Source organism: Paenibacillus sp. MBLB1832 (assembly GCF_032271945.1).
GTDB lineage: Bacteria > Bacillota > Bacilli > Paenibacillales > NBRC-103111 > Paenibacillus_E > Paenibacillus_E roseopurpureus.
In genome coordinates, this window is record NZ_CP130319.1 from 1874401 (window position 1) to 1895789 (window position 21389).

Consider the following 21389-nt stretch of genomic DNA (forward strand, 5'->3'; position numbering starts at 1 on the left):
GATAGAAGATGACGAACAAGAGAAAGAAGGCTGAGCCCAATGGCAGTTACAGATCATTTTCGCAGATCTATGGAATCTTTTCTAGGCAAAATCAAGCAACACTTATTCCGAGAGGTAACCCCTCTTCCTACCTGGAATTATCGGGAGGCCTTCTACGAAGGTCCGGGAAATATACGCTATACTACGGAATGGACGACCATTGATGTCAACCAGACTTGGTATGCAAACACTGCTTTTTTTCAAACACAAATCACACTTGATTCAAAGCATGCAGGCCAACCGGTGTATTTGCGTTTCGACAATCAGGGGGAATGTCTGTTTACCTTAAATGGAGAACCGCAGCAGGGCTTTGACCCGAACCGTTCACTGTGTCTCCTATCGGAGTCTGGTATAGCGGGCACGGAATACAACCTGTCAGTAGAAGCCTCGCTTCGCTGGCAAAATCTGGCCCACATGGTGCAAGGTGGTGTCGATTACGGTACCCATGTGTTTAAGTACGCCTCCATCGTAACAATAAACCAAAATGTGTATAATCTTATGCTTGACCTCGAAGTGCTGTATGAGTACTATCTCCAGACGGAATCGGACTGGGCGCAAGCGTTGCTGAATGAGGCAAGACGCGTGGTGAAGCCGGATGATGAGGAGCATTATTTCCAAGAAGGAGTCGTTCACTACCTCGCATGGCTGTCTGAACGATGGACAGAGGCAACGAATTCAGCTCCAGGACGGGAGATTACTGCTGTTGGCCATTCACATCTCGACTTAGCCTACCTTTGGCCTGCGAAGGAAAGCGTTCGCAAATGCGGTAGAACGTTCTCCAATATGCTGCAATTGTTGGATCGGTACCCGGAGTTTCATTTTACACAGAGTCAGACCATGCAATACCAATGGGCAAAGGAGCACTATCCTTCCCTGTATGAGAGAATTAAACGTTATGTAGGAGAGGGCCGCTGGGAGCTCATGGGCGGGATGTTGGTCGAGCCGGACTGCAACCTGATTTCGGGAGAATCGCTTATTCGCCAAACCATCTTCGGACAGAAATTTTACCAAGATGAGTTCGGTATCACTCCCGACATCTGCTGGCTACCAGATACGTTCGGTTATCCGGCGTACCTGCCTCAGGTGCTGAGCAAGAGCGGATTCCGCTATTTTTACACTGGCAAAATCAATCGAAATATCGTCAACATCTTCCCGCATAACACGTTCCAGTGGGAGTCCCCGGATGGCAGTAAGCTGGTTGCGGCTCTCGATATGTTCAACAGCTACTCTGCTCAGATGAAAATACCTGAGATACAAAATGGCATCAAAAATTTCCGGAACAAGAAGAACATCAAAGATATGATGATCGTATATGGCTTCGGAGATGGAGGCGGAGGTGTTACCTCCGAGATGATCGAGCGTTCTGATCGCTACTCCAAGCTGCCGGGGATGCCGAAGATCAAGGGAGGCACCGCAGCATCTTATTTTTCCAAGCTAGAGGCGATTCGCGAGGAGCTGCCGACCTGGAGAGGTGAGCTGTATTTCGAGTGGCATCAAGGCACCTATACATCCCAAGCGGCAGCGAAGAAAAATAATCGCCGAGCGGAGCTGCTCTACCGGAACGCCGAGCTGCTGCTGGCGCTTCAAGGTGCTGACAGTGCGAAACTTCGCGACGGCTGGGAGCGACTGTTGTTCCAGCAGTTCCATGACATTCTCCCTGGTACTTCACAAGCGGAGACCTTCGTGACCGGAGCGCAGGAGTATCAGGAAATCTTCCGCATCGGGGAAAAGACGGCTGCGGAAGCGCTGATGGCGCTGACAGGTCTTCCTGCAGCAGCTGTGCAAGAAGCAGCATCGATCGTGCTATTCAATTCGCTCGCATTTGCACGAACGGGATGGGTAGAGTGTGACCTCCAGATCGCTGAGGGACAATCGGTGATGGATGCGGTCAGTGGAGAGCCGGTAGAACATAGGATACTCCCGAATGGCCGTACGATGATCTATGCAGTGAATGTCCCATCCGTAGGCTATCGACGATATGATGTCGTGGCTGTTGCCTCAGCTACTCCAGCCTCACCAGATGATGTTAAGGTCACTGAAGTGGGCGACCTCTTCGTTTTGGAGAATGGGGAGCTGCTGCTGGTCGTTAACCGTCAAACGGGCTTCCTGGATAGTGTGTGGGATAAGCGCCATCGCCGAGAAGTGCTGAGTCAATCCGGGAAGCCTGGCAACGTGCTGGAAGTATTCGAGGAGCTGTACGATTTCTATGATGCATGGAACATCAACGAGGAGACGCTTGCGGCCGGAGGGAAGTTATTCGATGAAGCACAATCTGTGGAGCTGGTTACAGCGAACGCTTCAATCGCGGTCATCCGGGTCAAGAAGCAGGTATATCGTTCGGTTGTGGTTCAGGATATCGTGCTTAAGAAGTACGAACGCAAGGTGGACTTCCAGACCCAGGTGGATTGGAAGGAAACAGGTCGTCTGCTGAAGGCGGGCTTCGACCTCGATATCCGTGCTGACCGAGCTACGTATGATATGAGCTTCGGCCATATCGAGCGGTCCACACATAACAATACAAGCTGGGATCGGGCACAGTGGGAGGTCTGCGCGCACCATTGGGCGGATCTGTCCGAGCGCGGCTACGGTGTTGCCCTTCTAAATGACGGGAAATTCGGCCATGATATCAAGAACGGACTCATGCGCATCACGCTGCTGAAGGCACCGAAATATCCGGACACCACCTGCGATATCGGACAGCACAACTTCACCTACTCGCTCTACTTGCATGATGGAGATTGGAGAGCAGGGCGAGTGGATCAAGAGGGTTGGAAGTTCAATGCACCTCTGCTTGCGCATCCGGTCGGACAAGGCGCAGTGATGCCTTCCGAAAAGTCCTGGCTGAGATTAGATTCAAGCGGCGGTGTGTTCCTATCTGCGCTGAAGCCGGCGGAGGATGGATCGGGCGATTGGATTGTGCGAGTCTATGAGAATCATGGGGCGCGAACGAAAGTGGCGATTCAGCTTCCGATGACGTCCATTCATTCTGCAGCGGAATGCGATATGCTGGAGAACGAGCTGCATTCGCTCAGCTATGTAGGCTCTACGATTCCACTTGAGCTGAACCCCTTCGAGATCAAGACAATTCGCATTCAACATGCCGTACGAAACGGAGAATAATATCCATGAGTTGGAATCCTTCGAGATATGAGCAAATGATCTACCGTTCCTGTGGTAAATGGGGGCTGAAGCTTCCTGTCATTTCCCTGGGGGCATGGCGAACTGTTGGCGGTTATGAGGAAGAGAACACAGCTCGTGAGGTGTTCTACAGGGCGTTCGATCACGGCATCACTTATTTTGATTTTGCTAATAATTACGGAACACCCGTGGGTAGTGCGGAAATTCTCGGAGGGAAGATCCTGAAGGATCTTCCCAGGGATGAAATCATCATTGCCAGCAAGGCCGGACATAAGATGTGGGAAGGACCTTATGGCGACTGGGGGAGCCGCAAGTACATTATCTCTTCCTGTGATCAGAGTCTGAAACGCATGGGACTGGAGTATTTCGATTTATTCTATCATCATCGTCCTGATCCGAATACGCCGCTGGAGGAATCACATGGGGCCATAGAAACGCTGATCCAGCAAGGGAAGGTTCTCTATGGGGGAGTATCAGGCTTCTACTCGGCGGAACAGAGCCAGGAGACCATCAACCTCAAGGAACGGAAGAATTGGTTCCCGCTCACAGTACAGATGAATAATTACTCGTTACTAAACAGGCAAATGGAACAGCAGCTTGTGGATACGGCACGCCACAATGGCTTTGGTTTGATCGCCTACAGTCCATTAGCCCAAGGATTGTTGTCGGATAAATACCTTAAGCAGGATATTCCAACCGGCTCAAGGGCTGCTTTAGGGAGTCTCAAGCTGCCGGACGAAGCGCAGCTGAGTCGCATTCGCGCCTTGAACGAGTTGGCTGCGCAGCGCGGGCAAACACTGGCTCAGATGGCGCTTGCCTGGGTCCTTCGCTTGCCAGAGCTCACTTCGGTGCTTACTGCAGTGTCCAGTGTGGAACAGCTCCAGCAAACATTGGGTATGCTGAATCGGATGGCGTTTAGCGAGGAAGAGCTGCAGCTCATCGATGACATTACGGGGTAGCCTCATGAAGGCGATCATCTTGGACTCGGAAATTTCGGTCAGGCTGATACCGACGCCTGAAGGAGCATAAGAATATTTACCCAAGTTGTATTCGCATTTTCTTATTCATGTTACACCACCTTCTGTGCATACGAAGGTGGATCTAGCGGCCTTTGACGCCGGCATTCCTGTACTTTATGAGAAGCCCATTGCACTTCTGCGGGGGGAGTCCATGTAAGTAGTTGGGGAAGCCGAACGCAAGGGCCTTTTGTTCATGATCTCCGAGAACACTCGACGTAAGCCCATTATGCGACGTAGGAGGCAATTGGTCGAAAGTGGAGTAACAAATTATCCACGTGTATTCAAACACCCCTGAATCCTAGTTATCATGTACGACATGTTGCCCCTCTATTTAGTAACCTCATTTTCAGGTAAAAGATTGGCACATTCAAGTCATCAAATGGCACATCTATAACTGACTGAATCATTGTACAATCAAACTGTAAGCGATTTCAATGGAGATGAGGTGTTAGCTTTACAGATCATGATATGAGAAGAAACTCATAAGCATTGCTTCAAACAATAACCAAGGAGTGTGACATGATATGAACTACCCAAGCTTTACTATGAAAGTGGATGGAAAGCTTCTCTTTGCAACGCTATTGTTCTTCGTGCTGATTATGATTGGTATGGATAAGGCGGAAGCCCGAGACTATTATATTGATTCGGCTGCTTCTGGCGATAGCGGGCAAGCTACACTATCGGACCCTTGGAAAACGTTAACTCAAGTGAATGCGACCACTTTCTCGGCTGGAGACCGCATCTTCTTCAAATCCGGAGGGGTATGGACGGGGCAATTGCATCCCCTGGGTTCTGGGAACTCCACAGCTTCCATCATCATTGATAAATATGGCGGTACAGCGAAGCCAATTATCAATGGTGGTGGTTTGATAGGTGGAACCGTGTATTTGTACAACCAGCAATACTGGGAAATCAACAACCTTGAAATTACGAACGACAGTTCGACTAATGATGTGCGGATGGGTGTTCATGTTGTGGCAGAAAATAGTGGCGCCCGCAAGCATTTTCAGTTGAAGAATCTGACCATTCATAACGTTAAGGGTGGATCGACCAATACGGCCCCCTATAAAAACACAGGCGGTATCTTCTTCGAGGCTAAGGGCCCAACCAAGGCCTGGTTCGACGATATTCTCATCCAAGACAATAATTTGTATACAATTGATCGTACAGGGATTTTTACATCAGCTACCTATGGTAATAATGCAGACCCCAACTTTACACCCTTGCTGAATGTGGTAGTCCGGAATAACGTACTTCGTGACATTGGCGGGGACGGCATACTCATTCGTTCTACGAACGATGCGCTTATTGAGTACAATACAGTAAGCGAGTCGCGCTCCCGCTCCACAGAAGCGAATGTCGCTGTTTGGCCGATCAACAGCAATAATACGATCATGCAGTTTAATGAAGTGTATAATACAATTGGTACGATTGACGGAGAATCCTTCGATTGTGATTATAGCAACCGGGGATGTACAGTCCAATACAACTACAGCCATGACAATGATGGCGGCTTCTTGCTCATGATGGGCAACACGTTCAACGACAATATTGTAGTCCGCTACAATATCAGTCAAGGCGATAAAACAAGGACTTTCCAGCTGAATGGCGGAACGGCGCCTTTAAATACGCAAATTTATAATAATACGATCTTCATTAACCCCGGAGATTCGGTACTCTTCTTCGGTCAAGCGATCAATGCAAGCAGTAATTACCTTTCCTTCCGTAACAATGTGATTGCCAATGCAGGGACTCTCAGCTATCAAGGTGGAAATGCGACCTTCGATGCGAATTTCTATGGCGGCACAGCAGGGGTGAATGAGCCTACCAGTACGCAGGACCTGAACAAGCTGAGCGGTACAGTGGGCCTTGTATGCGGCGGCTGTGGAGGTTTGGGAATGAATTCTGTGGATGGCTACAAGCTGAAGACTGGTTCAACTGCATTGGGCTCGGGGGTCACGATCACCAATAATGGTGGCCGCGACTACTGGGGCAATACATTAGGATCGAGCATTAACCGCGGCGCTTATGGTGGTCCTGCTGTGAATGCGCTGTCCGCTGATTCATTCAATGGAGGAACCGTTGGGACAGCTCCGACTGGCTGGACGTCGACCATTGCCGGTGCAACGGTCGAGAGCTACCCAAGCACAGCGGATAAATCCGTTCGATTCCAGGATGCGAGCACAACGGATGCACTGGACTTGAACAAGTCGTTCGCGGACCAGACCGGTAAGCTGGTCATCCAGTATCAGTTCCTGCAAACGACAACAACCGGGGAATTCAAGCTGTATTTGAAGGATGGTACAACGAATGGCATTTCGTTCTTTGCCAAAGATGGTTTGTTTAGCTACAAGAATAGCTCGGGAGCTTATCCGACTGTGGGTACCTACGCTGCCAATGAATGGTATACCGTCAAGGTTGAAGCCGATGTGGCAACCGATTTGTGTACGATCTATGTCAATGGTACGGCAGTTGCAACGAATGTCGGCTTTGGAACGGCATTAACCAAAGCCAACGGAATTTCCTTCGCAACCGGTGCGGCGAAGACAGGAACAGCTTATTTAAACAACGTATTCGTAATTAACTAAGGATGTGGTCATTATGCTGAGGCTTCGTTGGCCTAAGGTAAGAGGAATCCTATTCGTCATATTGCTGGTAAGCTATGTTGGGGTTCTGCATACACGAACATCTGCTGAAGTGAAGGACGAGACGGTCGCATGGGTGAATGGGTATGCCGTTTCTGTGGAGGAGTTCGAACCTTGGGTCACTCAGCAGCGAAGCTTGACAGCGGATTATTTTGTGCGCAGCTATCAAGCAGACCCGGGCAGCGCAGAATTTTGGCTGCATGACTACAATGGGGAGATACCGCTTCATGTGGCGCAGGACAACGCATGGAAAGGATTCTTTATAAATCGGATCCTTCTGGAATTATCCAAGAAGAACGGACTGATCGGGAATACGAATTATTCCTCCTTCGTTAAGGCATGGTCACAAGAGAATGAGCGGCGGAAGGAAGCACTCTCTCTAGGCAAGCCAGTTTATGGTCCTGAGGAGCTCAGCTTCCATGAATATTATGGCTATGTGATGGACCAGCTTGCACTTAGGCTTCAAGAAAGACTATCGGTAGAATGGAGTGCCACCGATGAGGAGCTTCGAGCTTATTTCCAGCAGACGCTGCCGCTATATCAAAGTCCGCCTGATAGGCAAGTGAAGCATGCTGCGTTTACCTTTGACGTGGATGATGCAGAAGGTAAGAATTCTCGGGCGGCGGCGATGGAGCGAGCAACCAAGCTTAAGCAGGCATGGGAGAACGGGGATACTTCTTTAGATGAAACTTCGGAGCTGCTTCAATTGAAAGGCGATATGCTTCGCTCTTATTCAGAGGAGGACCCTCTGCTGACTGGTCAAGCACTGAGACTGGAGGAGGGGCAAGTGAGCGCGGTATTTGAGGAGCACGCAGCCTTGCATGTCATTCGCGTCGAGTCTGTCGCTAACACGCCGCAGCCTGCTTATGAGGAACATAAGGATCAGGTAAAGCGGGCCTGGACAAGAGAGAAGTATAAAAATTATATTTCAGCCTTAGCGCAAGAAGCTCGAATCAAGCGAGATGAAGCGGTGTTCCGATCGGTTGGCAGCAAGTAGATCAAATCATGCAATCTTAAGAGGTACTCCCATTCCAGTGGGAGTGCCTCTTTACGTTCTGTTCTAGTAAAGCAGGGAATCCCGCCAAAGGTAAAGATTTGGCACAAATGGGTCAAAATCAAGCTATTATAGCAAACCCCGATCCATTCTATAGTAGAAATACAAACGAACTATTAAGAATATGGGGTGAGCAATATGGTACAATCACAAATACAGCCCTTGGCGGCTCCAGTGAAGAAGGCGTACTGGAACCATAAGCGCAAGGAGTTCGTCGTGGGCTGGCTGTTCTTAGCGCCTGAATTTGTAGGATTGATGATTTTAAGTGTATTTCCCATTGTATTTTCCCTCTACCTAAGCTTTTGTGAATGGAATTTGGTAGGTGGACTGAGCTCGATCCACTTTATCGGCATTGATAACTTTGTAGCCATGCTGGAGGACGAGAAGATCCATATGGCGCTGAAGAACAACTTAATCTTCACCTTATTCACTGTGCCGATTGGGATTTTTCTTGCACTGATCTTAGCTGTGTTCGTTCATTCGAAGGTGTACGGCAAGGAGTACTTCAAGGTAGCCTTCTTCATCCCGTATATCTCTTCCATCATCGCTCTGGGTGCGGTATGGAGTGCACTGTTTCATCCGTCCCAAGGGCCGATTAATCAGTTTTTGCTTAGAGTAGGTGTAGAGAATCCTCCGAAGTGGCTGGCCGACTCGCACTATTCGTTAGTGGCTATTATCATTATCGCGATATGGGCAGCCATTGGCTACAAGATGATCATCTTCATTGCCGGACTCAGCAACATTCCCGATGAGCTGTACGAAGCTGCGAACATCGACGGTGCGTCACAGACACAGCAATTTTTCAATATTACGCTGCCACTGCTGGGCCCGACACTTTCCTTTCTCTTTATCACAACGCTGATGGGCTCCTTCAAGGTGTTCGACTTGATCTCGTTCCTGACAGGAGGGGGACCGAATGATTCCTCTACCGTGCTCGTCTATCGGATTTACGAAGAAGGCTTCCGCAATTTTCGGATGGGGTATGCCTCGGCGATATCCTGGCTGCTGTTCCTTATTGTCGGCGTGATCACCATGATCAGCTGGAAGCTGCAGAATAAGAAAAACTAACAAGAGGCAGGTGAGTACCCTGAATTCCACGAAGCTAAGTGTATCCAAGCTGGTGACAACAGCCCTTCTCGGTTTGTTCTCTCTACTGTTCTTAATTCCGCTTATTTGGATGGTGTCCGCTGCCTCCAAGTTCGAAACCGAGGTGCTGGTGTATCCTATTCAATGGATTCCCACCAAGTGGAACTTCCTAGGTAACTTCGAGCAGGTGTGGCTCGGTAAGGTGCCTTTCACATTGTTCTATCTAAATTCCATCAAGCTTTCCCTAATTATGACCCTAACCACACTTTTGTTTTCTTCTATGGCAGCTTATGCGTTCACGAAGCTGCAATTCACCGGACGTAACTTGGCTTTCGGTCTGCTGCTCTCCTTCATGATCATTCCATCGGAGGCTACCTTGGTACCCAGATATTTACTGCTGAAGTGGTTCGGGCTTTACAATACTCATGGTGGCTTGATCTTCATGGGGATGTTCTCCATCTATTTTACCTTCCTCCTGCGGCAGTTTATGATGGGGATTCATAATGATTTCATCGAAGCGGCCAAAATCGACGGAGCCGGCTACTGGCGAGTCTTCTGGGGGATTATGCTGCCCTTGTCGAAGCCGATCCTTGCCACGGTGGGAATCATCAAATTCATCTGGTCCTGGAACGATTACCAGAACCCGCTGATTTTTTTGATCAAACGCGACTTATATCCGATTCCCTTAGGTCTTCAGCTGTTCCGCAATGACTTTGCCGATAACTATGCGGTGCTGATGATGGCTTCTCTCTCGGCGATTCTGCCGCTGCTGCTGGTATTTATCTTGCTTCAGAAACAGGTCATCAAAGGCATTTCGCTGGGTGGTGTAAAGGGGTAAAGATTTGGCACAAAACGAGCATGAGATGGCACATCGCAACATCAGAATGGTAGGATACAATATATATAGTAAGAGGATAAGCATAATTCATAGGGGGAATGGGATATGAAAAAGATCGCATTAACATTGGTTAGTATTTTGTTGGCTACTGCTGCTGTAACCGCTTGCGGTTCCGGTTCTGCTGATAAAAAGGTAGCGGAATCATCGGCACCCAAAGTCCAGGAGCCAGTCACAATTAAGTACTATAACAATGACACAGAGGCTGAAGCCGCTGTTACGAAGAAGCTGATCGAAGGCTTCCAAGCGAAGTTTCCTAACATTAAGGTAGAGTCGATTTCGCTGGTTCCGGGCAACTCTGTAGAGACACTGAAGAAGCTGGATGTAACGCTGGCCTCCGGCGAGCAGGTAGATGTAGCGATTTTCCCGAATATTGAGGAGATCATGGCTCGTTCGGCGATGGGAGTACTGACACCGCTGGATGAGTTCTACACGAAGGCGAAGGTCAACCCAGAGGAAGAGTACTATGTGAACCCGAAGTATAAGGGCAAGTATTATGGTATGATGAATGCCACGACGAATTGGCTTGTAGCGATCAATGAACAGGCGCTGAAGGAATCGGGCTTGCCGCTGCCTTCCTTCGACTGGACGTGGGATGATTTCCGCGAGTATGCGAAGAAGCTTAGTAAGGGCGACGGACCGAACAAAAGGTATGGGGCATACTTTCACAATTGGGGCGAATATGCCAATACGATTGCCTATACGGATAAGAAAAGCCCTTATTTGACAGAGGATTTGAAACCAGCATTCAACGACCCTTCATTTAAGCAATTCTTCGAATTGCGAAGAGCGATGGAGAAGGATGATAAGAGTGTGAGGCCTTTCGCAGATGTTATTGGGGCCAAGCTGAACTACCGTACGGAGTTCGTCACGGAGAAGACGGCCATGCTGCTTACGGGAAGCTTTCTTATTGCTAACGTAGCAGATGGGAAGACGTATCCGCATAACTTTAAAACGGTGTTCGCTCCGGTTCCTCGCTCCTCTAAGAACGCACCGGAAGGGCTGACGAATATCGGAGGCACATACTTTGGTATCGCCGCGAATTCCAAGTACAAAGAGCAAACGTTTGAATTCATCCGATACATGTCCACAGATAGTTCCGTAAGAACGAATCTGTCCGGTTGGAAAAAGGTGGACTCCGGAGCATTGCTCGAGCGACTCTATGGGAATAACAAGGAACTGGTGGACCTTTCTTCCTTGAAAAGCACGTTGTACGACAAGCGGGTGAAAACCTCTGTTTCTACCGACATCGCCGTTCCTTATGCAAGCCAGCTGAAGAAGGTCATGGAGGATGGCTTCAGCAAGTTTATTCTGGACAACACTACGGCAGAAGATGCACAGAAATCGATGACGGAACAAGCAGACAAGATCATCAAGCAAAATACGAAATAAATAACGGATGGGGCGCCCTTGCTGGCGTCCCTTTGGTCTATAGCGGGTTTTGTCGAAACATGCTACGATTGGTTAGCAACAGGTTGAAGTATACAGAGAGAGCGGGGCTGATTGAACATGAAATGGATGACGAAGTACAAAGGTCTGGTTCAATTTACCTTCTATCGCCGAATCCAGATTTCCTTCCTGTTCCTGATCCTGCTTCCGACGCTTGCTGCCTCACTTGTTAATTACTACAACACGAGAGATACGGTCAGGGAGAAAATCGGGATTAGTAATGAAGCGCTGCTTTCTGTCATGGCCCGAGATATCTCTCAGGTGATCGATAATATGACCTATGCAACCAATCTTTACACACAAGATCCTGCTGCCATCAAGCAGATTCGTTCCTTCGCCGGGATTTCCCGAATTATCTCTTCGACAGATTATGAGAGCTACAAGGAGATGAAGGAATGGTTTAGCTTCATCTCTGCGAAGACGCAGAATGCGAATATATTTATGTTTTTGGTGAATACGCATGGGTTCATCGTCCAAGCTAATGATATCTATTCCGGGGGAAATCCGTCGACGGTAGAGGCGCAAGCAGCCTTATTACAACGAATGGTCGACCCAGAGCGTGCCACAATTCTTCAGTGGCTTGGTCCCTTGCCTGGTAACGATAGTTTTACTGCAAATGACTATTTCATTGCGAGAGTGATTAGGGACCCTATTGATTACAGTTTATTAGGAATTCTCTACATAGCGATGCCTGAACGTTATTTCTCCAAGCTATTCGAGCAAGCAACGGTGGGAAGCTTGGCCTTGTTCGACGCCAACGGCAGGCTCATTGCAGGGAATCCACGGATCGCTTACACCCCGGCTGCGACAGGGAGCCATGCCATTCGAAATGAGATTTCCATTGGAAAAGCGGACTGGAAACTCGTTCTTGAAACAGACGATTCCACCGTGACTGGTGAAATTTCCAGAACCTTCTATGTATCTGTTATTTTAATTGTACCGTTCTTCCTCCTATTCTTCGTTATCTCCATTGTTTTGGCACGAAGACTGCATCGGCCTATTCGGAATCTGCAACAAGGGGTTCGACAGTTCGGTGACGGGAACCGTCAGCTTCGATTCGAGGCGCGGGGCAATGATGAGATTGCGGACTTAGGCCGAACCTTGAATCAGATGCTGGACCAAATTCATACGCTCATTACGGATATTGAGACGGAACAGGAGCAGAAGCGGGTATTAGAGCTGCAAGCCTTATTTTCCCAGATTCGTCCGCATTTCCTGCTGAACACCTTAAATTCCATCAAATACAGCCTTGTGTTAGAGGACGATATTAAACATAGTCAAAAGATTGATTCACTGATGAGTCTGCTGCGTGCCTATCTGAAATTTAATGAGCCGTCGACCCTCCGAAGCGAATGCAAGCTGCTTCAGCATTATGTGGATATCATGCAAATTCGCAATGATTTGGAAATCAATTATATTGCTGAGCTCGAACCGGATACGGAGGCGTTTGAACTGCCCCGTTTGCTGCTTCAGCCTATTGTAGAAAATGCGATCGTCCACGGGTTTCAAGAGGATACGAGAACTCCTTCCCTCTGGGTGCGAGCTCAAATCACAAGGCAGCGGCAGCTGGTGATTGTCGTGAAGGATAACGGTGTGGGGTGTGAGCGCTTCAAGTTGTTGGAGATTAATGAGCTTCTTGCGAAAGCAGGCACCGACCAGGAGGATGAGAGCTCTTATCGAAGAATCGGGATCATGAATGTGATGAAACGATTACGGATGACCTATGGTTCAGACGCGGAAATTCAGCTCGTCAGCAATGAGTACGGCGGTGTCAGTGTGATCTTGACCATTCCCCTACCACAAAATTAAAGGGAGGCGGCTTTGAAATGTACACGATTCTTCTCGTGGACGATGACGTACCTATGCTGAAATATATGAGCAAGCGGCTCGCTTGGAACAAGTTGGAGCTGGAGATAGTCGGGATTGCTCATTCCGGTGAGCGGGCGCTTCATCTTTTTCGGCAGACGATGCCCGATCTGCTGCTTACGGATATCGGGATGCCGGGAATGGATGGGCTGGAGCTCGCTGCAGAGGTAAGGAGGATTAAGCCGGAGACGAAAGTTATATTCTTGACCTGTCACGAAGACTTTCACTACGCCAAGAAGGCTGTTCAACTTGATGCCTCTGATTATTTAATTAAAGATGACTTAACGGATGAAGCCCTCAGGGAGAGCCTCAAGAAGGCGGTGAGCGAGCACAAGGAGACCTTGCAGCAACGGGGAGAGTGGTCGTATAAGCAGGATGTGATTAAGAATAAAGAGCTCTTGAAGCAGCGGTTCTTCGAGCAGATCATACAGTCATCCTCCGCACAGGGGCTTCAGGATTATGGGAAGCGCCTTGGCATCGAATGGCCGCATTCTCACTTCATGATGGCTGCAGGCCATATCCGGTTTACCGGCTTTCCTAAGCAGTACAACTATGCGGATGTTCCGCTCCTGCTGTACGCGATTTGTAATATAGCCGAGGAGCTGTCTTCAGCCAAGAAGCTGGTTCATTCGTTTCTAGACGGGGAACTGAACTTTATTTGCGTAATGAATTATCAGCCAAATCTATCCCATAATTATCAGAGAGGCTTTCATGAGTTCATAGAGGAGCTTACGATCAGGATTAAGCAATATTTGAAGCTCGACATCAGCTATGTCGTCGGAAAGCCGTTCGAAGGGATGAACCAGATGAGAAGCGAGTACAAGCGGCTTCTGGCACAATCCTACTCATCCTTTTATGGGGAGGCCCCCAGCTCAGGCAAGACCTTTTCAATCGATGTACAAGGGGCGCTTGGAGAGGAATGGGAGCTGCTTCTCAAGGCATTCAAGGAACGAGATGAGTTGCTTGTTCGGGAACGAGTTGAACGGATGAGACAGACGGCAGCCAAGTGCCGGATCGAGCCGATAGCATGGGAGATTAAATGCTCGCAGTGGCTCAGGATGTTCGAGTTGGACGTCGACGAACCAAGTGAGGAAGAATATCACCACTGTCTGCTGCATGCGAAGACTGCGGCCGACCTTGAAGCGCTGCTAGTGTACAAATCGATCGAACTGATGCATCGTGTACAACTGAAGAGCTCGAATAAGAAGCCGAAGATGCATCTGATCGATCAGTATATATCGGAGCACTTATCCGAGACCATCTCCCTTGTGGATATAGCGGAATACTTGTTCCTGAACCCGAGCTACGTATCTCGCTATTTCAAGCAGGAGACTGGCATGAATTTCACCGACTATGTTCATAAGTACAAGATGAGAGTAGCATGTCACTTGCTAAAGTCCAAGAGCGACAATATCGAGCTCATTGGCTTGAAGCTAGGATACAGTGATCGAACCTACTTTTCCAAAATATTCAAGAAATATGTCGGTGTCAATCCGAAGGATTATCGTTGAAGCAATAAGGAAAATACTGCCTTGTGAAAGTCGGAGGGTGTGCTTCACATGTCTTCCTACCATCTCTCGCATCTGTTCAGCGAGGCAACCAGCACCAGTATATCCCTTTATGTCAGCGCCCGCCGGGTCCAGCAGGCTTGTTTCTTGTTCAACAAAGAAACCATTTTGATATCAGGTATAGCAGAAGACTACTTCTGCAAACTATTTAAAGAGTTGATGGGTATTTCCGGCATCAATACCGTCTCTGTATTCAAAAACTTCAAGTAAATTAGCCCTATGATTCAAATAGAACCCGCTCAATGAAGAGACGGGTTCTTTGGTCTTGGTGCATTTGGAACTTGGGACCAGCAATGTCCAGGACTGGAGGGGTCTGGTTCTAAGGAAGCTTCTTAAGCTTGAGATTGTCAACGGTGAGTTGCTTATATTGTAAAGTACCGCCTTGCGTAATGTAGACTCCGCCGAATTCATCCAGATTCGAATCATTGGCAGCGATCCAATTGCCGTTGTTCTGGGCGACTCATGGACAAGGTATATTGGTCTGTATTGTAATCGATGATCCCCGCTAAGGTGTAATAGGATCCTTTAACAAGCTTATAATCGGTACTGCTAACAGTTTTCGCCTTCATTGCATTGTTGCCGCTGTAATATTTCAATTGTCCATTATCCGCTATTTCCATTCGAACTGCTCTTCCTGTTATCGTTCCGCTGCTGTCTCTGCCAAGAGATACCAACCATGACATACCGCTCTCAGTCGTCGCCAGGTCGGAGTCCAGCCGCACCATTTGGGGTGTGGGTGACGCATGGACGGAAAGAGGATTAACCTACCAGAGCATGCCGCAACAACAGGGCAACCCTATCGTAGGCAAAGTGAAGTTTAGTATTGGATCCGGGAGTTGGAAATCAGTAGTTATAACTCCCTATGTGAATGATCAGCTTGCTTTTGGAGATAAGATGATCAGTCTGGAAATCGTGGGCACCTCCAATGCAACATTAGCAGGGCTGGAGAGCCGTGAAGGTGTAAATGGAGCTTATATCTTGTTTTCTTATCCCTTGATTCCGACCACAGGTGTTTCGATTAGCCCAACCGAATTCGAACTGACAGTGGGCAGTGAGCGGGTCTTGGAGGCGGTGGTGACTCCCGCTGATGCATATAATCCGGCCATCGTATGGAGCAGCAGCGACCCCGCTGTCGCTGTGGTTGACCCCCTGACAGGGAAAGTTAAAGCCGTTGGAGTGGGAATAACGACAATTACCGTTACAACGGAGGAAGGTGGGCACTCCGCAGCTTCCCTGCTTACTGTAAAACCACTTCTGCCACCTGCTGCACCGGTTATTGTATCTCCAGCAGGTATTGTACTGACGAAGTCTGGGCAGGTAGTCGTCTCGCTCAAGGCTGAGTCGCATGCGATTGTGAAGGTGCGCAATGGGGCGGAAGTGGTAGCGACATTGGTGGGAGCAGGCGACAATCCGGTGAGTGTGACGCTGCCGACGCTTGCGGACGGCGTGTACTCGCTGACTGCGACTGCAACGGACGCGGCAGGCAATGAGAGTGAACCGGCGGTCATCCCGACGATCAAGGTGGACACGAACGCGCCTGCGGCTCCGACGGTGGTATCACCATCAGCTGTAGTGCTGACGAAGTCGGCGAGCATCGTGGTGATGCTGAAAGCGGAGCAAGGCACGGCTGTCCTCGTTCGCAATGGGGCGGAAGTGGTAGCGACATTGGTGGGCGCAGGCGACAATGCGGTGAGCGTGACGCTCCCGACGCTTGCGGACGGCGTGTACTCGCTGACTGCGACTGCAACGGACGCGGCAGGAAATGAGAGCGAACCGGTGGTTATCCCGACGATCAAGGTGGACACGAACGCGCCTGCGGCTCCGACGATCATGGCTCCTACGAACCCCATCCATACGAAGGATCGTACGCTGGTTCTCCGCTTCTTGGCAGAGGAGGGCAGCACCATTAAGGTATTTTGGAACCAAAACGAGATCGGTCGTGGCATCGGTGCTGGCAACATCGAAACGATTATCGAGGCAGTCGAACTGGCCAAGGGTAAGTACGAGCTGACTGTGGTAGCAATTGATGCCGCAGGCAATGAGAGCGTGAAGACTATTTCGCCGGAAATTCATATTAATGGGAATGATGAACCGGACATGGTCAAATCTAAAGACAAGGACAAAAAAACAAAGTAAACAATAGCAATGACAGCAAATGAACCCGCTATTTGAAGAGACGGGTTCATTTGATTATTAGGGGATGAGATTACTGGGGTGAATTGGAACAAACATAATCAAGACCGCGGGCAATGGGAGGAAATAGCTTCCTTTTTCTCGCAATTTACTCTTATTGATAACTATTTTCTTAAGGTAAATTGGAGGTATTATGTTTAGGTCTAAATTTAATGGAGTAAGAATAACTGCAGGGGCGAACGCAAGGAGACGCTGCTCCAGCTTTTGGATGAATCGCAGCCCTTCTCGGTGAATTTCCGAGAGCGTCTTAAGGGATTCATTGAGTTTGGACACATTTGTTAATGTTTGCTGCCTTCGCAAGTAATTTCTTTTTTTCATTTCCCACCAAGTCTATAGCCTGAAGGACTAGTCCCATTGATTTTTTTGAAAATGCGGCTGAAATAAACAGGCTCCATACCCACCAGGGCAGCCACCTCCTGAATGGGCATCGAGGGGTGCTGCTCCAGCAAAGTGGCTGCTGTCTGCATACGAACTCTAAGCAAATATTGCAGCGGTGTTGTGCCATACACATTAACAAATAGACGAAGCAACTGCTTGGTGGAGTATCCAACATAAGTGGCAAGCTCTGCTACCGTTATTTCTCTCTGCAAATGATCGTGAATAAAACGTGTAGCTCGATCTACGACCTTATCCCTGTAGTGGATGGGTCTTTTTTGTGCATCTACATGCTTCGGCTGCGTTTGTCTATTCATTTCCATGAGCAGTGCAAACATGGTTTCAGCTGTCACCCAGCGGTCATAATCAGGTCCGGAGTGCTGCCAAATCTTCTCAATTAAGGCATATATCCGTTTAGTGTCTTGAGGCTCGAAGTACAAACAGTCGTGCTCGTAACCAAGCCCTGTGCTTATCCCGGGTTCTTTCTCCAGATAAGTAACATATCCAACATGCCATGGCGAAGTGCCTTGCGGCATATACTCGTGAGGCAACGAGTCCGGAATAAATAACAGCGAGCCAGGAGCAAGGATGTCCCATTTATCCTCTCCTAGGCAGCGGAACTGTCCATGTCCATTTAAAGTGAGAAGAACTTGTTTGGCTGAAAAGCCATGAAGTCGAGTTATTGGGGGTTGTCGCTCCGTCCCTACCGTATAAACAGTTAAAGGGAGATCCTGGGATGTAAGGATTAGATTAGATCTTAGGGTTAGCAAGCCGATGCCTCGCTTTCAATATGTCTTTTTTGTTTGGGTGAATGTCCGTTTTGTTCTATATGCTTCCAGTATAGCACAACTATAATAAAGACAAGCCCAAACTTTAAAAACAAGGAGATAACCAAATGATTCCAGTGCGTAAATTATGGGAAAACCCCAACATATTGCAAGAAAATCGTCAGCCTGCGAGAGCTTCATTTATCCCCTATGCGGATTTGTCCTCAGCTCAGCGTGGTCGTAGGGGAAGCTCTCCGTACTACCAAACATTAAACGGCATGTGGAAATTCCAATACAAGGAAAGTGTTTACGAAGTAAACGAGGCGTTTTACCAGCCTGATGTGGATGTTAGCACATGGGATAACCTATTGGTTCCATCCTGCTGGCAAGTGAATGGCTACGATCAACAGCATTATACGAATGTCAATTATCCAATTCCTTGTGATCCGCCTTTTGTGCCTGATGTGAATCCGGCGGGCTTATATGTAAGGGATTTCAATATTTCGGAGCGATGGTCAGATAAACAAAAGTATGTGGTTTTCGAAGGTGTAAATGCGTGCTTTTATGTTTGGGTGAACGGTGGCTATGTGGGGTACAGCCAGGGAAGCCGTGTGCCCGCAGAATTCGATATCACCTCGTTTATTCAACCAGGACGCAATCGAATTGCTGTAATGGTTCTAAAATGGTGCGATGGTACTTATCTAGAGGATCAGGATGCGTGGAGATATTCAGGCATTTTCCGTGATGTGTATGTACTGGCAAGAAGCAAAGCCCATCTAAGAGATGTGCATATCAAGCAGCAGCTTGCCCATGATAGTAAGTCTGCTGAGCTTCATATTGCTATGGAAGCCACGGGGCTCTTAGAGGTGAAAGCTGAGCTGCGTGACGCTCACAATCTCATGGTTGATATTGGGACCGGCACTGTGTCTGACAAGGGCATCCTTCATTTACGAATTGAGAACCCGTTACTATGGAACGCTGAGCAGCCGAATCTCTATGTATTATACCTGTATGCAGGTGAAGAGATTCTGTATTTCCAAGTGGGCTTCCGAAGCATAGACATTAAGGAAGGGGTATTTCAGATCAACGGTGTCGCTGTGAAGCTGAAGGGTGTCAATCGGCATGATTCCCATCCGGTTCTGGGACAAACCATCCCATTAGAGCATATGAAGCAAGATTTGCTGTTGATGAAGAAGCATAATATCAATACGGTGCGTACCGCGCACTATCCGAATGATCCCAGGTTTTTGAACCTGTGTGATGAACTTGGTTTTTATGTTATTGATGAAGCGGATCTGGAATGTCATGGCATCGGGATTGCGGAGAACTGGGAGAATGGAGCCTTCCACAAGCTTTCCGAGCGTGAGGACTGGAGAGACGCTTTTGTGGAACGCGCGGAGCGAATGGTCGAGCGGGATAAAAATCATCCTTCCATCATCATGTGGTCGCTGGGAAATGAGTCTGGCTACGGTGCTAATCATATTGCAATGGCAGAATGGATAAAACGGCGCGATCCGTCTAGGCCGATTCACTATGAAGGAGCTGCACCTGATTACAAGAGCAGCGCTCCAGTAGAGTGCCTGGATATTGAAAGCCGTATGTATGCTTCAGTTGAATATTTGGAGTCATATGCGAAGGAGCCATCGAATAGCAAGCCTTTATTCTTATGTGAATACAGTCATGCGATGGGGAATGGACCTGGCGATTTAAATGATTATTGGGAAGTGATTCATCGCTATCCCAATTTGATGGGAGGATGTGTATGGGAATGGTGTGATCATGGGATTGCAACCGTGTCGAAGGAGGGCATTCCTCATTATGCCTATGGTGGGGATTTCGGCGATCTTCCCAATGACGGCAACTTCTGTATCGACGGACTTGTAAGCCCGGATCGGAAGCCTCATACCGGGTTGCTTGAGCTGAAGCAGGTCATTGCACCTGTTCGCACGAAGGAGATCAATCTGCTGAAGGGAAAATTCCTTCTTATGAATCGTTATGATTTTTCAGATTTATCCCAGATTTCTTTATATTGGAAAATCGAAAGTCAGGGAGAGCTCCTTGAGCAAGGTTGGCTAAGCGAACTTCATGTGCAAGCTCAGAGTGCTGCTGAAATCCATATTCCTTACCTACTCCCGGCTTCATCGGATCATGAGGTTGTCCTAACGTTATCCTTCCGAAACAAGCTGGAAACCTTGTGGGCCGATCAGGGACACGAGCTGAGCTTCGAGCAGTTTATTTTACCCGTACAGGTTCAGGGAGTCGCTAGTGTGGTTATCGGTGCCAATGAGAAGATTCACGTGCACGAAACAGGAGATGTTCTGCGCATAGAAGGGTTTGACTTCGAGCATACCTTCGATATAACGGCGGGTACCTTTATTGGGTTATCCAGGAATGGCGTCCAGCTCTTGACTCGTCCGGCGGTCTTCACCATTTGGCGTGCCCCTACAGACAACGATATGTATATAAAAAAATCGTGGATGGAGGAAGGTTTCGATCGGACAACGATGAAGGTTTACGACTCTGAGTGGCATAGAAGCCTGGATGGAAAAATTGAAATTAGTGTGAATTTCTCATTAGGTGGCTACATTCGCTATCCAATTCTTCATGGTCAAGCAAAATGGACGATCACGGAAACTGGTAAAATTACATTGAAGGCCAATATTCAGGTTCGTGAAGGGCTGCCCTTCTTACCTCGTTTCGGTTTGCAACTTACGATGCCGGAAGGATCGGAAGAGGTCGAATACTACGGATTCGGTCCGCATGAAAGTTATCAGGACAAGCGGCAAAGCGTTCGAAAGGGCAAGTATACAACTACCGTTGACGGGATGCATGAGGATTACATCAGGCCTCAGGAGAACGGATCGCGATTTGGGACAGCGTGGTCATCGGTCACGAACACATTGGGAATGGGACTGCGATTTCAAGCAGAACACCCATTTTCCTTCCATGCTTCGCATTTCACGCCTAGTGATTTAACAAACACGACTCACAATTATCAACTTGTCAAACGTAAGGAGACGATCATTCATCTGGATTACAGAATGAGCGGTGTAGGCTCAGGCTCCTGCGGACCGCAGCTACTGGAGACCTATCAGTTGCGTGAGGATACGTTTTCATTTAACCTGGAAATCACCCCGGTTTTTAAGGAAGATGAGTAAGCAGTCTGGATGGGGCTACCCTTCAATAGGTGTTGATAGGGCGCGTGCTTATAAAGCTAACGGCGAACAATAGTGAAAAAACGTAAAAAGGCTGCCGCGGGCAGCCTTTTGTGCTAACGAGTTTTAATGTGGGGGAA

At 48.4% G+C, this 21389-nt stretch carries 14 protein-coding genes; 12 read left to right on the top strand and 2 right to left on the bottom strand.

What is annotated here, in order from left to right:
* Window positions 1-39: 39 nt before the first annotated feature.
* The 10 genes from MJB10_RS08280 to MJB10_RS08325 all read left to right on the top strand — a co-directional run bounded on the left by MJB10_RS08280 (window position 40) and on the right by MJB10_RS08325 (window position 14969).
* Window positions 40-3159, top strand: a complete 3120-nt coding sequence (locus MJB10_RS08280) for an alpha-mannosidase (RefSeq protein ID WP_314803372.1) — start codon at window positions 40-42, stop codon at window positions 3157-3159.
* Window positions 3160-3164: 5 nt separating this feature from the next.
* Window positions 3165-4136 (top strand): aldo/keto reductase, encoded by a 972-nt coding sequence (locus tag MJB10_RS08285; protein ID WP_314803375.1) that lies wholly within the window; start codon window positions 3165-3167, stop codon window positions 4134-4136.
* A gap of 584 nt (window positions 4137-4720) precedes the next feature.
* Window positions 4721-6784 carry a right-handed parallel beta-helix repeat-containing protein gene (locus tag MJB10_RS08290; protein ID WP_314803378.1) on the top strand — a complete coding sequence of 688 codons (2064 nt, stop codon included), beginning with the start codon at window positions 4721-4723 and terminating at the stop codon, window positions 6782-6784.
* Window positions 6785-6797: 13 nt separating this feature from the next.
* On the top strand, window positions 6798-7838 hold the full coding sequence (locus tag MJB10_RS08295; RefSeq protein WP_314803381.1) for a peptidylprolyl isomerase: 1041 nt from the start codon (window positions 6798-6800) through the stop codon (window positions 7836-7838).
* Window positions 7839-8033: 195 nt separating this feature from the next.
* Complete coding sequence (locus tag MJB10_RS08300; protein WP_314803384.1) at window positions 8034-8963, top strand: carbohydrate ABC transporter permease; 930 nt, start codon at window positions 8034-8036, stop codon at window positions 8961-8963.
* 19 nt (window positions 8964-8982) lie between these two features.
* Window positions 8983-9819 carry a carbohydrate ABC transporter permease gene (locus MJB10_RS08305; RefSeq protein WP_314805527.1) on the top strand — a complete coding sequence of 279 codons (837 nt, stop codon included), beginning with the start codon at window positions 8983-8985 and terminating at the stop codon, window positions 9817-9819.
* A 105-nt stretch (window positions 9820-9924) separates the two neighbouring features.
* Window positions 9925-11268, top strand: coding sequence for an ABC transporter substrate-binding protein (locus tag MJB10_RS08310; protein ID WP_314803386.1), 1344 nt, complete (start codon window positions 9925-9927; stop codon window positions 11266-11268).
* 117 nt (window positions 11269-11385) lie between these two features.
* Entirely contained in the window at window positions 11386-13134 is a 1749-nt protein-coding gene (locus tag MJB10_RS08315; RefSeq protein WP_314803388.1) for a cache domain-containing sensor histidine kinase, read from the top strand.
* A 17-nt stretch (window positions 13135-13151) separates the two neighbouring features.
* Window positions 13152-14702, top strand: a complete 1551-nt coding sequence (locus MJB10_RS08320; RefSeq protein WP_314803391.1) for a response regulator transcription factor — start codon at window positions 13152-13154, stop codon at window positions 14700-14702.
* A gap of 48 nt (window positions 14703-14750) precedes the next feature.
* Entirely contained in the window at window positions 14751-14969 is a 219-nt protein-coding gene (locus MJB10_RS08325) for a helix-turn-helix domain-containing protein (RefSeq protein WP_314803393.1), read from the top strand.
* 212 nt (window positions 14970-15181) lie between these two features.
* On the opposite strand, the gene MJB10_RS08330 is transcribed toward MJB10_RS08325, so the two are convergent.
* Window positions 15182-15442 carry a hypothetical protein gene (locus MJB10_RS08330; RefSeq protein WP_314803397.1) on the bottom strand — a complete coding sequence of 87 codons (261 nt, stop codon included), beginning with the start codon at window positions 15440-15442 and terminating at the stop codon, window positions 15182-15184.
* A 40-nt stretch (window positions 15443-15482) separates the two neighbouring features.
* Here MJB10_RS08330 and MJB10_RS08335 point away from each other — a divergent pair, with 40 nt between their 5' ends.
* Entirely contained in the window at window positions 15483-16895 is a 1413-nt protein-coding gene (locus MJB10_RS08335; protein WP_449591715.1) for an Ig-like domain-containing protein, read from the top strand.
* A gap of 371 nt (window positions 16896-17266) precedes the next feature.
* On the opposite strand, the gene MJB10_RS08340 is transcribed toward MJB10_RS08335, so the two are convergent.
* On the bottom strand, window positions 17267-18097 hold the full coding sequence (locus MJB10_RS08340; protein WP_314803401.1) for an AraC family transcriptional regulator: 831 nt from the start codon (window positions 18095-18097) through the stop codon (window positions 17267-17269).
* Window positions 18098-18222: 125 nt separating this feature from the next.
* Here MJB10_RS08340 and MJB10_RS08345 point away from each other — a divergent pair, with 125 nt between their 5' ends.
* The gene (locus tag MJB10_RS08345; protein ID WP_314803403.1) at window positions 18223-21252 is read left to right on the top strand and encodes a glycoside hydrolase family 2 TIM barrel-domain containing protein; all 3030 of its coding nucleotides are present in this window, start codon (window positions 18223-18225) and stop codon (window positions 21250-21252) included.
* The last annotated feature ends 137 nt before the right edge of the window (window positions 21253-21389 follow it).

What these genes read in the sequence shown, in the direction of transcription:
- MJB10_RS08325 (WP_314803393.1), top strand. Translation starts at nt 14,751, where the DNA reads ATGTCTTCCTACCATCTCTCGCATCTGTTCAGCGAGGCAACCAGCACC.
- MJB10_RS08345 (WP_314803403.1), top strand. Translation starts at nt 18,223, where the DNA reads ATGATTCCAGTGCGTAAATTATGGGAAAACCCCAACATATTGCAAGAA.
- MJB10_RS08290 (WP_314803378.1), top strand. Translation starts at nt 4,721, where the DNA reads ATGAACTACCCAAGCTTTACTATGAAAGTGGATGGAAAGCTTCTCTTT.
- MJB10_RS08280 (WP_314803372.1), top strand. Translation starts at nt 40, where the DNA reads ATGGCAGTTACAGATCATTTTCGCAGATCTATGGAATCTTTTCTAGGC.
- MJB10_RS08285 (WP_314803375.1), top strand. Translation starts at nt 3,165, where the DNA reads ATGAGTTGGAATCCTTCGAGATATGAGCAAATGATCTACCGTTCCTGT.
- MJB10_RS08330 (WP_314803397.1), bottom strand. Translation starts at nt 15,442, where the DNA reads ATGTCATGGTTGGTATCTCTTGGCAGAGACAGCAGCGGAACGATAACA.
- MJB10_RS08315 (WP_314803388.1), top strand. Translation starts at nt 11,386, where the DNA reads ATGAAATGGATGACGAAGTACAAAGGTCTGGTTCAATTTACCTTCTAT.
- MJB10_RS08320 (WP_314803391.1), top strand. Translation starts at nt 13,152, where the DNA reads ATGTACACGATTCTTCTCGTGGACGATGACGTACCTATGCTGAAATAT.
- MJB10_RS08300 (WP_314803384.1), top strand. Translation starts at nt 8,034, where the DNA reads ATGGTACAATCACAAATACAGCCCTTGGCGGCTCCAGTGAAGAAGGCG.
- MJB10_RS08310 (WP_314803386.1), top strand. Translation starts at nt 9,925, where the DNA reads ATGAAAAAGATCGCATTAACATTGGTTAGTATTTTGTTGGCTACTGCT.
- MJB10_RS08295 (WP_314803381.1), top strand. Translation starts at nt 6,798, where the DNA reads ATGCTGAGGCTTCGTTGGCCTAAGGTAAGAGGAATCCTATTCGTCATA.